The following is a 13,456-nucleotide window of genomic DNA, read 5'->3' as shown; positions in this document are numbered from 1 at the left end:
CGTTCTCGCGCATTTCCTGAAACGCTGCCGGGTGTCATCATCGAACTCCGTTGGGTCGCAGTGGCCTGGGTGGTTCGTAGTTCGCGGTCCGGCGGAGAGCCCGTCGGCAGTAGTGGTCCAGGAGAGCAAGGGGAGATGGCGAGCACCGTCACCTCGCGCCGCAAGCAGCTCGGCAATGAGCTCCGGCATGCTCGAAACGCCGCGAAGATGACGCAGCAGCAAGTCGCCGAGGTCCTCGGCTGCACCCAGGGCAAGGTCAACAAGATCGAGTCCGGTGCGGTGGGGGTCAAGCTCGGAGATGTGCGGACCATGCTGAACGCGTTCGGGATCAACGGCGAAGAGGCCGACACTCTGATGAACCTGGCCCGCGCCGCGGCCGGGCAGCGCGGCCATTGGTCCGGCTACCGGTCGGTGGTGCCGCACTGGTTCCGCACCTTCACCGACCTCGAGCCGGCCGCCGCGGAGATCCTCACCTGGCACGGCGAGCGCGTGCCGGGGCCGCTGCAGTCCGAGCACTACATGCTCAAGCAGTTCACCGAGGCCGGAGCCACCGACGTCACGTCGCTGGTGCGCAACCGGCTCGACCGCAAGGCGGTGTTCGACCAGCAGCAGCCGCCGTACTACCGGTTCATCATCAGCGAGGGCGCGCTGCGCCGCGCGCCCGGCGGGTCCGCGCCCGCGGTGATGCTGGACCAGGTCGAGCACCTGCTCGCGCTCGACCGGCACCCGCGCGTCTACGTGCACGTGCTGCCGTTCAGCGCGAAGCTCGCCGCGGTGCCCAACGACTTCACGATCATGCGGTTCCCGGACCGCACGCGCGATTTCGTCTACATCGAACACTCCGCGGGCGGGCTGTACCTCGACGACGTGAAGGACTTCAACATCTTCGTGGACTCGTGGGACCGGCTGCGCGGCGCCGCCTTGGAGCGGGCCGAGACGCGGCAGTTCCTCAAGGAGCTGGCGGAACACTACCGCGCGCAAATGTCGTGACCAGTGCTTCCAGCACCGGCACGGTTTCCTCGGCGGCGGGCAGCGCGTTGATCTCCGCTTGCACGCGTTGCGCTGCTTCGCGATAGGCGGCGTCGGCGAGCATTTTCGCGGCGGCTTGGCAGATTTCGTCCGGAGTGGACGTTTCCGGATCGAGTGCGCGGCCGACGTTCAGCGCGGCGCAGCGCCGGGCGTTGCCGGGCTGGTCGGCCCCCATCGGGAAGAGCAGCGACGGCAGACCGTGCGAGAGCGCGCCGATCACGCTGCCGGACCCGGCGTGCGACACCATCAAATCGGTGCGCGGCAACAGTTCCGCCTGCGGCACGAACCGCTCCACGCGGACGTGCGCCGGCTGCGGTCCGAACTCGGCGGGGTCGATCTGGGTGCCGACGGTCGCGGTCACGTCGGCGTCCAACTGGCCAAGCCCGGCGAGTGCGCGCTCGATGAGGTCTCCGGACTCCAGGTTGAAGTTGGTGCCGAGGGTGAAATACACGTGCGGTTTCCCGGCGGGCTGGCGGGGCGCCACCGGATCTCCCTGGCGGAACGAGAAAGTGCCGGGCGGCAGCGGCGAGCTGGGGTCCCGAAAGGACGGTGGGAGCGGCGAAAGCACCTGGCCCCGGGTCAGCATTTCGAGCCGCGGGTCGTCCGGCAGGCCGTGCGCGGCGCGGGCTTCGGCGAGCGGTTCGGCGATGAGTTCCTTGCGCAGCAACGTTCCGGCGGCGAGCACCAGGACGGTGGCGCACGGCAGGCCCAGCACCTCGGCGGCGATCGCGGCGGAGAAGTCCACTTCGTCCCGGACGATCAGGTCCGGACGCCAATCGCGGGCCAGGTCCAGCAGCACCGGCACGCGCTCCTGGGTCGCGCGGCGGGCGAACAGTTCCCGGATTTCCCAGTCGTCGCGCGCCGGATCGACCGGCGGCATCGGCTGCCGTGCCGCCTCGACCTCGCGCGGCGCGCTCGTTGCGAAGGTCGTGAACCCGGCTTTGGCGAGCGCGGGTACGTGCGAACCGCCGCCGGCGACCGCTACGGTGTGGCCGCGCGCGGCGAGCGCTCGCGCGACCGGAGCCATCGGGTCGAAGTGGCCGCGACCGCCGACGAACGAGAACAGGATGCGCATCCACCGCAACCTAGTGGCCCGGAGACACCGGAGTCGTGGCATTTTCGGGCGGTCGCCGGGGTCGGCGGCGCGCGACGGCGGCGAGTGGGCACACTGGTACCCGCACGGAAGGGGAAGCTGATGACTCAGGCACCGGATCCGGAAGCCCCGGAGGGCGTCGACCTCGATCGGCCGAACGCGGCGCGGATTTACGACTGGTTCCTCGGCGGCACCGCGAACTGGGCGATCGACCGCGAGTTCGGCGAACGGGCGGTCCAGACCTTTCCGATGATCAAGACCATCGCCAGGGCCGGCCGGGAGTTCCTCGGCCGCGGCGTGCGGTACATGGCCGAACAGGGCATCGACCAGTTCCTCGACATCGGCTCCGGCGTGCCCACGGTCGGCAACGTGCACGAGATCGCCACGTCGGTGAACCCGAACGCGCGCTGTGTCTATGTCGACAACGAACCGGTGGCCGTCGCGCATTCGCAGATCCTGCTGGAACGCGAGGGCGTCGCCGACCGGCACGCGGTGCTGCAGGGCGACCTGCGCAACCCGGCCGACGTCTGGCCGCGCGCGCTCGACACCGGCGTACTCGACCCGCAGCGCCCGATCGGCCTGATCATGGTCGGAGTGCTGTACTTCATCGGCCGTGACGAACCGGCGCTGGAGATCGTGCGGAAATACCTGTCGCTGCTTCCGTCCGGCTCGTACTTCCTGTCCTCGCACCTCACCGACGACGGCGTCCCGACCGACGACGGCGAACGCCGCGACGCGATCCACAAGCAGTACCAGCAGTCGAGCACGCCGTTCCACTTCCGCACGCGGGCGGAGTTCGCGGAGTTCTTCTCCGGACTGGAACTGGTGGAGCCGGGCATCTCGTGGGTGTCGGCCTGGCACCCGGAGGCAGGCGAATCGAGCGCGGGCGACCGGATGGCGGACGACCCCTCGTTCAGCGGCGGGATTTGCGCTCTGGGCCGCAAGCCCTGACGCCCGATCACTGTTGCCCCAACGTGGCCTTGGGCGCATCTGACGCACCCGAGGTGGCGTTGGGGCGGTTAGCTCGCGCCTACGCTTCGCCGCTTTCAGCCGAGGGCACTGCGGTCGCGGCCGGGCGAGGGGAATGGTCTAGACCGGCATGGTGGTCTAGACCTACACAGGACCCGATGCCGGACACGAAAACGCTCCCCGGGGCAAGGAGTTCCGGGGAGCGTGGACGAAGCGGGCGGCGGGTCAGCCGAGCCCGTGGAGCAGCGGTACTCGTGTCTCGCGACAGTGGCGGGTGGCGTGGACGGTGTCCGCTTGGCGCGGAGCCGGTACTTCGATCTCGGTGTCCACCACCATCGGGCTGCGCAGCGGGGCCTGGATCAGGCTGAACCCGAACCGGTTGCGCAATTCGTGATTGATCCCACCTCGGCCGCGAGTGTGTTCGTCCTCACGGCGGAAAAGCGTGGTGAGCCGGACGGCCATGGGATCACACCCCCAGTTCGGATAACGGGAACCGGCGCGGGTCGGCGTCGGCCGGATCGGGGTGGTTCGCGCTCGGCGGGTCAACGCCGGGCGCCGGGGAAACCGCTTCGTTGCGGCGTCTCCGCAGGGTCGTCGCGGCACCTGGACCAGCATCGATTCCGGGGAGGCCGGCGGATTGGCTCGCCAGGCCGAACGGGTCGGCTCGCATCCGCACTCCTCCCGATGTCTCGCGGCTGTTCCGCCGCCCGGGCCGGGTGCCCGGGCCGGTGCCGTCGGTGTTGGACGGAATGACGCAAGCCATTCACCCACCACTGACGCCCCGATCGCTGCGATTAATCCTACTCCTGGAATAATCTTCATGTCGAGATCGGGTCGAGTTGATCACCCGCTTGGCCCTGCGGTTTGCTCCGTAGTGACGCAAAGAAGCCGGGGACGTGCGCGACGACGCGCGCCCCAGCACAAGGCTCGGAGGTGGACGACCCATGACGGATTATCCGTCGCTCCAGGATTACGACCCGGACACGGCGGAGTCGCTGTTCGCGGCCGCGGCCTGGGCGAAGTCGTTCGCCAGCGAGCCCAATGGCGGAAACTGTGTCGAAGTCAACCTCTCCCGTCCCGGCCTGATCGGGGTGCGCGACACGAAGCTCGCGGCGAGCCCGGTTCTGGTCTTCGACCGTGGCGAGTGGGACGCCTTCCTCGTCGCGGTCAAGGCTGGTCAGTTCGACCTGCCGCCGAGCGAGTAGTCCACCACGGCGAGGTCTCAGCGGAGGGCGATTCGCAAACAGTCACTCGATCGGGTGGACCACGAAGGACCCTGGTTACCGTGGGTGGCGGTGGTTGTGGGCTTAATGCCGGGTTGGCAAGGGTCGCCAGCCGAGCAGGTTGAGCGGCCCGGCCGCGCGGAGCGCGTCATGACCCCACTCCACTACCTCTCCGCCGAGGAAGCGCTGCGCCTTTTCCGGACCCGGCAGCTGTCTCCGGTGGAGCTGATGCGGGCGGTCGTGGAACGGGCGGAGCGGGTCGAGCCGGACGTCAACGCGTTCGCCGAGCAGCTGTTCGAGCAGGCGCTGCGGGCGGCGGTCTTCGCGGAGAAGCAGTACGCGCCCGGCGGCCGGCCGAGGCCGCTCGAAGGACTGCCGATCGCGGCGAAGGAAGAACAGCCCCTGGCCGGGCACCCGGTCACCGACGCCACCCTCCTGCGCCCGCCTACGGTCAGCGCGGGAAACCGCGATCGGGCTCAGCCGGATCCGGGCGGCAGGCGGGATTCTGCACGCTCGCACGACGACGTCCGAGTTCTGCTGCATGCCGCTGTCCCAAACGCGACGCGGGGGAACCACGCGCAACCCGTGGAACCTGCAGACCGCGGCGGGCGGCTCGTCCGGCGGTTCGGGCGCGGCGCTGGCGGCCGGACCGCCTTCCTCGCCACCGGATCGGACATCGGGGGTTCGCCCGGCGCGCCCGCCTCCTTCACCGGCGTCGTGGGGTTCAAACCGCCGCACGGCCGCAACCCGGTCCTCCTGCCCGCCGGACTGGACACCTGCTACCACCACGGCCCGATGGCCCGGACCGTCGCCGATTGCGCGCTCCTGCAGAACGTCATGGCCGGAGAGGCCCCCCGGGACCCGCGCTCGCGGCTTCCCCCGGCTCGGATCGACGTGGGCGAGGTCCGCGGGCTCCGTATCGCGTGTTGCGCGGTGCCCGGCGACTTCCCGGTGGACTCGGAGGTCGCCGCCAGCACCCGCGCCGTCGCGCACGCACTGGCGTCCGCCGGTGCGGTGGTGACCGAGGTCGAGCTCGACTGGACGCTCGACCTGGTCAAGCAGGCCCTGTGGGCGCATTTCGGGACCGGTTTGGCCGCGGAGGTCCTGGAATTGGACCGGCAGAACCCGGGCGTTATCACCTCGTACTGCCGGGCTTTCGCGCGCAAGGGCGTCGAGAACATTGTGGACACTGAAACTGGCCGCGCAGTCGAAGCGGCGATCCGTGAACGCCTCGACGCGGTGTTCACGCGCTTCGACGCACTCATCGTGCCGGCCCTCGGTGCCACGGCTTTCGGCGCCGGCGAGGATTGCCTTTCTGCGCAGGTCGTGGTCAATGGTGCTGCGCTGGAACACTTTTCGGACGCTTCGCTCACCCCGGCGTTCAACGTCGGCGGCGTGCCGGCAGGTGTCCAGGTGGTCGCGGGCAAGTATGGCGACGGCACGACGTTCCGGGTGGGTGCGGCGATCGAGCAGACCGTGGGCGCGGGTTTCGCGCGGATTTCCTCAACGGGCCAGGAATTCCCGCAGATGCGCCACGACCTGTGAGGGCTGTTCCTCGGGGAGGAAGTGTCCGCAGTCGTCGAGGCCGATGCCGGTCACGTCGCGTGCGTAGTCGCGCCAGATCTCGTGCGTGGGCAGGCTGCCCAGCAAGCCGGACTTGCCCCACATCGCCAGCACCGGCTGGGTGAGGCGTTTCTCGGCGGCGTAATCCGCGTCGTCCAGGTCGGCGTCGTCCGGGAAGGAGGCGCGGTAGTCGTCGAAACCGGCTCGGAGCGCGCCGGGTGCTTCGAAGGCGCGCACGTACTCGGCGACGTCCTCGGCGGGCAGTCCCTGCCGCTGGAAGGTCCAGCGCTCGAAGAAGTACCCGAGGTAGGCGGCGATGTTCTGGCCGGCCAGCAGCTCCGGCAGGTCCGGCTGGAGATGGAAAAGCCAGTGCCAGTACGCCTTCCCGAGGTCGCGGTCGAGGCGGCGCCACATCTCGCGCGTCGGCGCGATGTCCAGCACGGCCAGGCGTTCGACCTGGTCCGGACGGTCGAGCGCCCACCGGTGTGCCACTCGTCCGCCGCGATCGTGTCCTGCCACCGCGACCCGGTCGAATCCGAGCTGCTCGGCCAGCTTGGCGACGTCGGCGGCCATCGTGCGCTTGTCGTAACCGGTGCGGGGCTTGTCAGTGCGCCCATATCCGCGCAGGTCTGGGGCGATCACGGTGTGCGTTTCGGTCAGCGGCCCGGCGACGCGGTGCCAGCAGTGCGACGTCTGTGGCCAGCCGTGCAGGAGGAAGAGCGGCGGGCCGTCGCCGCCGCGGAGGTAGTGCATGCGCAGGTCGTCTACTTGGGCCATCGCTGCTTCTAACCGGCTCATGGGGTTAGACGGTAGCGCGGGTTCTCACCGGTTTCAACGGTTAGAATGAGCGATATGGATTGGGTGTTCGACGCCGGACGGCCGTGTCTGCACCTGGTGAACACGCTGCGCTCCCGGCATCTCCCGGAGGGCATCGAGTTGCTCACCGGCCCGGACGCACTCGCGGAGTGGCTTGAGCTGGCCGGGTTCGGCCGCCTGCCGGTGACCGCTGCCCAGGTGGCGGCGGCGAAGGACCTGCGCGAGGCGGTGAACCGGCTGCTGACCGCCAAGCCGCTGGCCGCCGATGTCCGGCTGGTCAACGACGCGCTCGCCGCCGCTCCGAAACCCGACCGGCTGCTGTTGAAGGACGGTGTGCTGCAGCGGGAAACGTCCGCTCCGGTAGATCCGGTGGCGACCGCGTTTGCCGTACTGGCCGCTGACGCTGTCGACCTCGCTACTGGCGTGGAGGACATCCGAATCTGTGCAGCGGACGACTGCGGCTTGCGGTTTGTCGATACCTCGCCTCGTCGGACTCGGCAATGGTGCTCGATGTCCCGCTGCGGGAACCGCGCGAAGGCGCGCGCGCATTACGAGCGGACGAAGAACCGGTAAGCCCACGGGTGCGCGCGCAGCCACACGTTCAGTTTGCCGATCGCTCGCATGTGGACGGTGCGCGCCGACGGCGGGAGCACGGTGCCGAGCATTCTGGTCGCGCGGCAGAAGCGGCCGAACTTGCGTGCGTCCTCATCGGTCCATCGCAGACCAAGGCGGTCCCGAAGTTCGGGCGGCAATGTCGCGCGGATAAGGAACATCTGCGCGCGTGAGTGTCCCTTTTGGAGTTTCGACCACCATTGGTCCGACATGCGGGAGAAGGGTTTCCGCACCGTGTCGATGGTCTCGAACAACGTGCTGATCGTCTCGTTCGGACCGAACCCGGCGATCATCGCCCGGTAGTAGCGTTCGAATTCCGGCCAGGTCGGCGGCAGATCTCGCTCGCGCACGCCGAGGATCCGGCCGATGCCGCACATTTGCGCGTAGTACTCGTCAAGCTCCGAAGCGGACATCGGACGGCCGAAAAACCGTTGCGCGTCAACGGGTGCCATCACCAAAGTCGCATGCACCCATGCGTACGCGCCAGGGTCGAGCGCGCTGTAGCGGCGGCCGTTCGCGCTGCCGGTGAATGAGCGGTGCAGTTTCCGCAATCGCTCGGCCTCGGCTTGCGCGCCCTTTGTCCCGCCGTACACATAGATCGACAGCGAAGCCCCGGTGCGCATCAACCGCGTCCACGGATCCTCGCGGTAGTCCGAATGATCCCGCACTCCGGCCGCCACGACCGGATGCGCGACCTGCAGCACGAGCACCTGCCCCGCGAGCAGCAGATCGCGGAAGTCGCCGAGGTAACGCCAAGCCGCGGTACCGCGGACAATCGGCGGGGCCACGTCAGCCTCGCGCACCGTGCAACAGCATCATCAACGGCTCCGCGGCCGGAACGTCCGTGCCGGTGGCGAGCCGGCGCAACTGCAGCCCGGCGATCAACGCGACTACCGGCCCGGCCACCCGCTGCGGATCGGGCAGGCCGAGTGCGGTGAGGATCGTGATGGCCAATTCGTCATACGCCGCAAAGCATTTCGCGGAGGCCTCGTGCAGCCCGGGGTCGCGCGCGGCTTGCAGGTACAGCTCGTGGGGCGCGAGTTCGTCCGTGCCGAACGGCAGCTGCTTGATCACGTGCTCCACGACGGTCGCCGCTTGTTCGAGGCTCAGCCCCTGCGCCCGGTACCCCTCGACAATCCCGGCCAGCTTCGCCGTTTCCTCCTCGGCGAACAGCAGCATCGCCTCGCGCAACAGCTCGGTCTGGCTCGGGAAGTGATACGTCAGCGTGCCGAGCGAAACCCCGGCCGCGGCGACGATCCGCCGGTTGGTGAGCCCGCCGACGCCCTGCTCGCCGACCACCTTCAAGGTGGCGCGAAGGATCGCGTCGCGCGTGGTCACCACCCCGGCTCGGGACGTCGGTCCGGCCATCGCAGCTCCTCTTCCAGTTGCGCGGCAACGGAAATCAGCCGCTCCTCGGAATGCGACGGGCCGAGCAGCTGGGCGCCGAGCGGCAACCCGTCCGCGGTCAGTCCGGCAGGCACGTTCACCCCGGGCCAGCCCAGCACGTTCCACGGCCAAGCGTACGGGCACGCGGCGATCATCGTCTGGTCGGTCTGCCAGCCGGAAAGCCCGTCGAAGGACCCGATCGCGGGCGGCGGGGTGGCGGTGGTCGGCGTGAGCAGGACGTCGATGTCCCCGAACATCCCGCCGATCCGGCGGCGCAGCGCGGGTTCGAGCGCGCGGGCGAGTCTCAGGGCGGGCCCGGCGAGCAGGCCGCCTTGCTGGGCGTTGCTGCGAGTGCGCGGGTCGAGCGCGGCCGGCTCCGGCACGCGCTGGGCCCAATCGCGCACGCCGGTGAGCGACCGCGGCAGGAAGGTGAGGCCGATGAGGCCGTACCCGGGTTCGACCGGCACGATCTCGTGCCCCAGCCCGGCGAGCGAGTCGGCGGTCTGCCGCACCGCTGCTTCGACCACGGGGTCGAGCCTCGTTTTGGTTGCGGTGAAGGGAATGCGCGTGGAAATGCCGATTCGCAGCCGTCCGGGTTCGCGTCGCGCGGCGGTCTGGAACGACGTGCCGGTGCCCGCGGTGACGTCGAGCAGAGTGGCCGCGTCGGCGACTGTCCGGGCGAGCGGGCCGAGCACGGTGAGGCCGTGGAACAGTTCGCCGCCGGTCGGGATCCGGCCGCGCTGGGTTTTGATCCCGACGAGCCCGGTCCACGCCGCCGGGATGCGCACCGAACCCGCCCCGTCCGACCCGAGCGCGGCGGCCACGATCCCGGCCGCCACCGCCGCGGCCGATCCGCCGGACGACCCGCCCGGCGTGTGCGCGGGCTGCCACGGATTGCGCGTCGCGCCGAAGGCGCTTCCCTCGGTGAACGGCCATTGGCCCAGCTCAGGGGTGTTCGTCTTGCCGATGATGACCGCGCCGGCCTGCTTGAGCTTCGCCACCGCGGGCGCGTCCGCGGTCGCCGCCGGGAACTCGCCCGGGCAGCCGAACGCGGTGGGCAGGCCGATGAGGTCGACGTCGTCCTTGATCGCCACCGGCACCCCGAGCAACGGCGCGCGATCACCGTCGGCGCGACGCTGGTCAGCCTCGGCGGCCTCGGCGAGTGCGGCTTCGTCGCGCAGCACGCGGAACGCGTTGAGCACCGGCTGGCTCGCATGCGCCCGCTTGAGCGCGATTTCGGTCAGCCGCACGGCCGTGACGTCGCCGGATTCGAGCGCGGCGCTCTGGTCGGCAAGGGTCTGGAACTCCGTCGTCGCGGAAGGCATCGGCGGCTCCCCGTTCTCTCGTTCGCTCGAACGAACGTATCACGGCGCCGGCCGGGAAAGCACCCCTGACCGAGCGGTTCGGGCATGCTCGTAGCCGTGAACGGCGACTTCGCGAAGGAATACCTGCACAGCGACCTGAGAGACATCCGGCAGACGATGCTCCGGAAGCTCGACGGACTGTCCGAGTACGCCGTTCGCCGCCCGCTGACCTCGACCGGGACCAACCTCCTCGGCCTCGTCAAGCATCTGACCGTGGCTGAGGCCCGGTACTTCGGCGAGGTCTTCGGCCGGCCGTTTCCCGAGCCGGTCCCGCGGTGGGACGACCTCGAACAGCGCGGGACCGACCTGTGGGCGACCGAGCACGAAACCCGCGAGGAAATCACCAATCGCTACCAACGCGCGTGCGCGCACTCCGACGCGACGATCGCCGCTCTCGCCATCGACTCGCCCGGCTACGTGCCTTGGTGGCCGCGGCCGGACGTGTTGCTGTTCAACGTCCTTGTCCACCTGCTGACTGAGACCAGCAGGCACGCGGGGCACGCCGACATCCTGCGCGAGCAACTGGACGGCGTGGTCGAAATGGACGCGGAAGCCATGGCCAAGCGCGGCCAGGACGCGGCCTTCTGGGAAGCCCGGCGGGCCGAAATCGAGCGGGCAGCCAAAGCCGCGGACCAAGCCACAGCGGGAAAATCCGCCTAAACTGCACGCCGTCTGCCCGGCCAGCGCACGGAGGATCGATGACGTTCGACTTCGCCCGGTTCCCCTCCTTCGACGCCTTTCCGCGCGCCGGTCTGCACCACGGGCCGACACCGCTGGTCCCGGCACCGCGGCTGGGCGAAGCTCTCGGCATCCCCCGGCTGCTGCTCAAGCGCGACGACGTCCACCCGCTCGGCGTCGGCGGCAACAAGCTGCGCAAACTCGACTTCCACCTCGGCGCGGCGCTCGCCGAGGGAGCCGACACCGTGATCACCTTCGGCGCGGTCCAGACCAACCACGGCCGCCAGGCCGCCGCCGCCTGCGCGAAGCTGGGACTGCGTTGCGAATTGGTGCTGACCGCCGAGGTGCCGCGCTCCGGCGACGCGTACGAGCGATCCGGCAACGTTCCGCTTGACCTGCTTTTTGGCGCGCGCGTGCACATCTGCGCGTCTGGGGAGGAATCGGCCGCGACGTACGAACGGCTGCTCGCCGAAGCAGCGGACGAGGGCCGGAAAGTGCGGACGGTCCCCGTCGGTGGGTCCGACCCACTCGGCGTTCTCGGCTATGTGGATGCCACTCGCGAGCTGGCGGCCCAGTTGGCCGACCTTGGCCTGGACCGCGCTCGCGTCGTCGGTCCGCATGCCAGCGGGGCCACGGCGGCCGGGCTCGCGATCGGTGCGGAGGTGCTCGGTGCGCTGGAGCTGGACATCGCCTGCGTCAGCCACCCGCTCAACGAGGCCGTGGACAACTTGGCCCACCTCACCGCCGGGGCCGCGCAGTTGCTGGGGATCGACCCGCCGAAGCTGGAGCACGTGTGGATGAACGACACGACGATCGGCGAGGGGTACGGCATTCCGGCGTCGGGGACCTGGGAAGCGATCCGGTTGTTCGGCCGCACCGAAGGCGTGGTGCTCGACCCGGTCTACACCGGAAAAGCCGCCGCCGCCCTGGTGGAATGGGCGGCGGCGGGAAGGTACTCGCCCGAGGAGACCGTGGTGTTCGTGCACACCGGCGGGCTTCCCGGATTGTTCGGTTACGCGCCCGAATTCATGGCTGAGGCGCAGAAGTAACGAGCACTGCGGCGCGCGCGGTTTCGGTCCGTACCGCGATGCGCAGCAGGACCAGCAGCAGGGCGACGTTCGCGATCAGGGTGAGCCGCTGCGTCGCGCCCACCGGCAGCACCTCGGTGAGTACGTGGAACGGCTGCACCCCGGCTTCGTCGAGGCGGACGAACAGGAAGCTCAACGCGAACAGCCCGACCGCGGCGAGCCCGAACTTCAGCCAGCGCACCACGAACACGCGTTCCGCCGTGCCGCGCAACGGTTCCAGCATCGTGATCGCCGCGCCGGGCAGGCTCGCGAACGCGATCAGGCACGAGTACAGGTGGATGTCGCCGCTGAGCGGATTCGGGCTTGGCGGGTAACTGGCGGGGAACACCGCGGCGACCGCCAGCCCGAGCGCCCACAGCATGAGCAAAGCCTTGGTGCTGAACGTCATCGGCACGCCGCCGGCGATCAGCGCGCCGAGCACCGCGAGAGATCCGACGGCCACCGACAGCACGCTCGCTCCGAGCATGCCCTCCCCGCGGTCGGTGATCGTGTAGCTCGAAAGCGTGTCGTAGATCGGATCATGCGAGCTGATGATGTGCAGCACGGTGATCGTGAACAGCCCCCAGGCGATCGCCGCGAGTGCGGTCAGGCGCCATCCCCGGACGCCTCGTGAGTTCCCCATGTAGCCAGATTGGCGGCTCAGCGGCGTTTCGTGATCAGGGAAAACCCCTGATTCAGCCCCTACCTCGCGAAGTCGGCGACGACGAGCACCTGATCGTCGTGGCGTTTGGCGCGCGGCCAGCGGACGGCGTGCGGATCGCCGTTTTCCGCGGCGCGGACTGCGTCCAGTACTGCTTCGGGGCCTTTGTTTTTGGCCAGCCGCAGGACTTCCGGCCAGTCGAAGAGGCGGTACTCGTCCACTCCGATCGCGACGCCGTCGGTGGCGATGAGGACGGCGTCGACGTCTGCGCGCGGCCAGCTGCGGCGTACTGCTCTGTGTGCTGCGGACGGGTCGGCTTCGGCTACCCAAAAGCCGTCCGCTGCGTTGCGTCTGCGGCGGACGTCTGTGCCGGTTTGCAGGAGACGGTTGTTGCGCAGGGAGATCAGGCGGTCGTCGGAGACTACGTCGGTGCCGAACTGTCCAAAAGCGACGATCGGGCTGTCGGCCAGGACCAGGGCTTCTACTTCGGAGTCGTTCCAGCGGAGGACGGAGACCGTGCTGGAGGGGGAATGCCCTGGTCGCAGGTCGTGGGCTTTGGCTACCGCGGTGATCGCGTTGGCCAGTGCGGCGCCGAGGTCCTCCTGTGGATCGGCTCGCAGTTCGTTGGCGAGCTGGTCGCGGAGCAGGGCGGCGTACCAGCCGCCGGGTGGGAGGTCGGGGCTGGGGGAGGTGGCGCCGTCGAGGACCAGGATGGCTTGGTCCAGGAGGGCGATGTGGTCTTCGGTGGGGCGGGGGTGGCCGTCGGAACCGACACCGGCTCGCTCGGCGGTCGAAATCTCGGGCACGGGGTGACTGTAGCTCGGGTGGGGTTGGTGGGCGGCTCGTCGCCTGGGGGCGACATTGCAGGTGGGTGGTTGCGTGGGGCACCCCGAAGCCGAGTGTGCTGACGGTTCGGGGGTGCTTGTCAAGGCGGGAAAGATGCCTTGACAAGCACCCCCGAACCGCAGGGGGGCTTCGTATCGGGGTGCGGGGGG

Annotated in this window: 15 protein-coding genes and 2 pseudogenes; 8 read left to right on the top strand and 9 right to left on the bottom strand. The window is 69.5% G+C overall.

Going from position 1 to position 13,456, the window contains the following annotated elements:
- Positions 1–135 precede the first annotated feature (135 nt).
- Positions 136–990, top strand: coding sequence for a helix-turn-helix domain-containing protein (locus H5411_RS35820; RefSeq protein ID WP_183126378.1), 855 nt, complete (start codon positions 136–138; stop codon positions 988–990).
- On the opposite strand, the gene H5411_RS35815 is transcribed toward H5411_RS35820, so the two are convergent.
- On the bottom strand, positions 950–2,104 hold the full coding sequence (locus tag H5411_RS35815; protein WP_183126377.1) for a glycosyltransferase: 1,155 nt from the start codon (positions 2,102–2,104) through the stop codon (positions 950–952). The two genes, H5411_RS35820 and H5411_RS35815, sit on opposite strands and share 41 nt — an antisense overlap.
- 120 nt (positions 2,105–2,224) lie before the next feature.
- On the opposite strand from H5411_RS35815, the gene H5411_RS35810 reads away from it, so the two are divergent.
- On the top strand, positions 2,225–3,073 hold the full coding sequence (locus tag H5411_RS35810; RefSeq protein WP_183126376.1) for an SAM-dependent methyltransferase: 849 nt from the start codon (positions 2,225–2,227) through the stop codon (positions 3,071–3,073).
- Positions 3,074–3,316: 243 nt separating this feature from the next.
- Here the strand turns inward: H5411_RS35810 and H5411_RS35805 are convergent, their stop codons facing one another.
- Positions 3,317–3,553: a hypothetical protein gene (locus H5411_RS35805; protein WP_101436220.1), complete on the bottom strand. Its 237-nt coding sequence runs from the start codon at positions 3,551–3,553 to the stop codon at positions 3,317–3,319.
- A 4-nt stretch (positions 3,554–3,557) separates the two neighbouring features.
- On the bottom strand, positions 3,558–3,761 hold the full coding sequence (locus H5411_RS35800) for a hypothetical protein (RefSeq protein ID WP_183126375.1): 204 nt from the start codon (positions 3,759–3,761) through the stop codon (positions 3,558–3,560).
- A gap of 274 nt (positions 3,762–4,035) precedes the next feature.
- Here H5411_RS35800 and H5411_RS35795 point away from each other — a divergent pair, with 274 nt between their 5' ends.
- The 3 genes and pseudogenes from H5411_RS35795 (at position 4,036) to H5411_RS35790 (ending at position 5,859) form a co-directional block, all read left to right on the top strand.
- Positions 4,036–4,296: a DUF397 domain-containing protein gene (locus tag H5411_RS35795; protein ID WP_183126374.1), complete on the top strand. Its 261-nt coding sequence runs from the start codon at positions 4,036–4,038 to the stop codon at positions 4,294–4,296.
- 105 nt (positions 4,297–4,401) lie between these two features.
- Positions 4,402–4,740, top strand: a pseudogene (locus tag H5411_RS49425) (amidase family protein); the annotation flags it as partial.
- 43 nt (positions 4,741–4,783) lie between these two features.
- Positions 4,784–5,859: pseudogene (locus H5411_RS35790) on the top strand (amidase family protein).
- Here H5411_RS35790 and H5411_RS35785 read toward each other — a convergent pair.
- Complete coding sequence (locus tag H5411_RS35785) at positions 5,818–6,675, bottom strand: alpha/beta fold hydrolase (RefSeq protein ID WP_183126373.1); 858 nt, start codon at positions 6,673–6,675, stop codon at positions 5,818–5,820. The pseudogene H5411_RS35790 and the gene H5411_RS35785 sit on opposite strands and share 42 nt — an antisense overlap.
- A gap of 54 nt (positions 6,676–6,729) precedes the next feature.
- On the opposite strand from H5411_RS35785, the gene H5411_RS35780 reads away from it, so the two are divergent.
- Positions 6,730–7,266: a CGNR zinc finger domain-containing protein gene (locus tag H5411_RS35780; RefSeq protein ID WP_183126372.1), complete on the top strand. Its 537-nt coding sequence runs from the start codon at positions 6,730–6,732 to the stop codon at positions 7,264–7,266.
- On the opposite strand, the gene H5411_RS35775 is transcribed toward H5411_RS35780, so the two are convergent.
- Genes H5411_RS35775 through H5411_RS35765 form a run of 3 tightly spaced genes read right to left on the bottom strand, consistent with a single transcriptional unit; the run spans position 7,242 to position 10,016 of the window.
- Positions 7,242–8,093, bottom strand: coding sequence for an oxygenase MpaB family protein (locus H5411_RS35775; RefSeq protein ID WP_183126398.1), 852 nt, complete (start codon positions 8,091–8,093; stop codon positions 7,242–7,244). The two genes, H5411_RS35780 and H5411_RS35775, sit on opposite strands and share 25 nt — an antisense overlap.
- Position 8,094: 1 nt before the next feature.
- Positions 8,095–8,673, bottom strand: a complete 579-nt coding sequence (locus H5411_RS35770) for a TetR/AcrR family transcriptional regulator (protein WP_101436216.1) — start codon at positions 8,671–8,673, stop codon at positions 8,095–8,097.
- Positions 8,640–10,016 carry an amidase gene (locus H5411_RS35765; RefSeq protein ID WP_183126371.1) on the bottom strand — a complete coding sequence of 459 codons (1,377 nt, stop codon included), beginning with the start codon at positions 10,014–10,016 and terminating at the stop codon, positions 8,640–8,642. The genes H5411_RS35770 and H5411_RS35765 overlap by 34 nt, the downstream gene beginning before the upstream one ends.
- 84 nt (positions 10,017–10,100) lie before the next feature.
- Between H5411_RS35765 and H5411_RS35760 the strand changes: the two genes are divergently transcribed.
- Both H5411_RS35760 and H5411_RS35755 read left to right on the top strand, forming a co-directional pair.
- Positions 10,101–10,715: a DinB family protein gene (locus H5411_RS35760; RefSeq protein ID WP_220817933.1), complete on the top strand. Its 615-nt coding sequence runs from the start codon at positions 10,101–10,103 to the stop codon at positions 10,713–10,715.
- Positions 10,716–10,753: 38 nt separating this feature from the next.
- The gene (locus H5411_RS35755) at positions 10,754–11,782 is read left to right on the top strand and encodes a D-cysteine desulfhydrase family protein (protein WP_183126370.1); all 1,029 of its coding nucleotides are present in this window, start codon (positions 10,754–10,756) and stop codon (positions 11,780–11,782) included.
- Here the strand turns inward: H5411_RS35755 and H5411_RS35750 are convergent.
- Positions 11,760–12,443 (bottom strand): DUF998 domain-containing protein, encoded by a 684-nt coding sequence (locus H5411_RS35750; protein ID WP_183126369.1) that lies wholly within the window; start codon positions 12,441–12,443, stop codon positions 11,760–11,762. The genes H5411_RS35755 and H5411_RS35750 overlap by 23 nt on opposite strands.
- A gap of 59 nt (positions 12,444–12,502) precedes the next feature.
- Complete coding sequence (locus H5411_RS35745) at positions 12,503–13,267, bottom strand: protein phosphatase 2C domain-containing protein (RefSeq protein ID WP_183126368.1); 765 nt, start codon at positions 13,265–13,267, stop codon at positions 12,503–12,505.
- Between the last annotated feature and the right edge of the window lie 189 nt (positions 13,268–13,456).

This window comes from Amycolatopsis echigonensis, assembly GCF_014174495.1.
Lineage (GTDB): Bacteria > Actinomycetota > Actinomycetes > Mycobacteriales > Pseudonocardiaceae > Amycolatopsis > Amycolatopsis echigonensis.
Note: the sequence above shows the minus strand (reverse complement) of the source record. Positions and strands in the feature narration are given on the sequence as shown.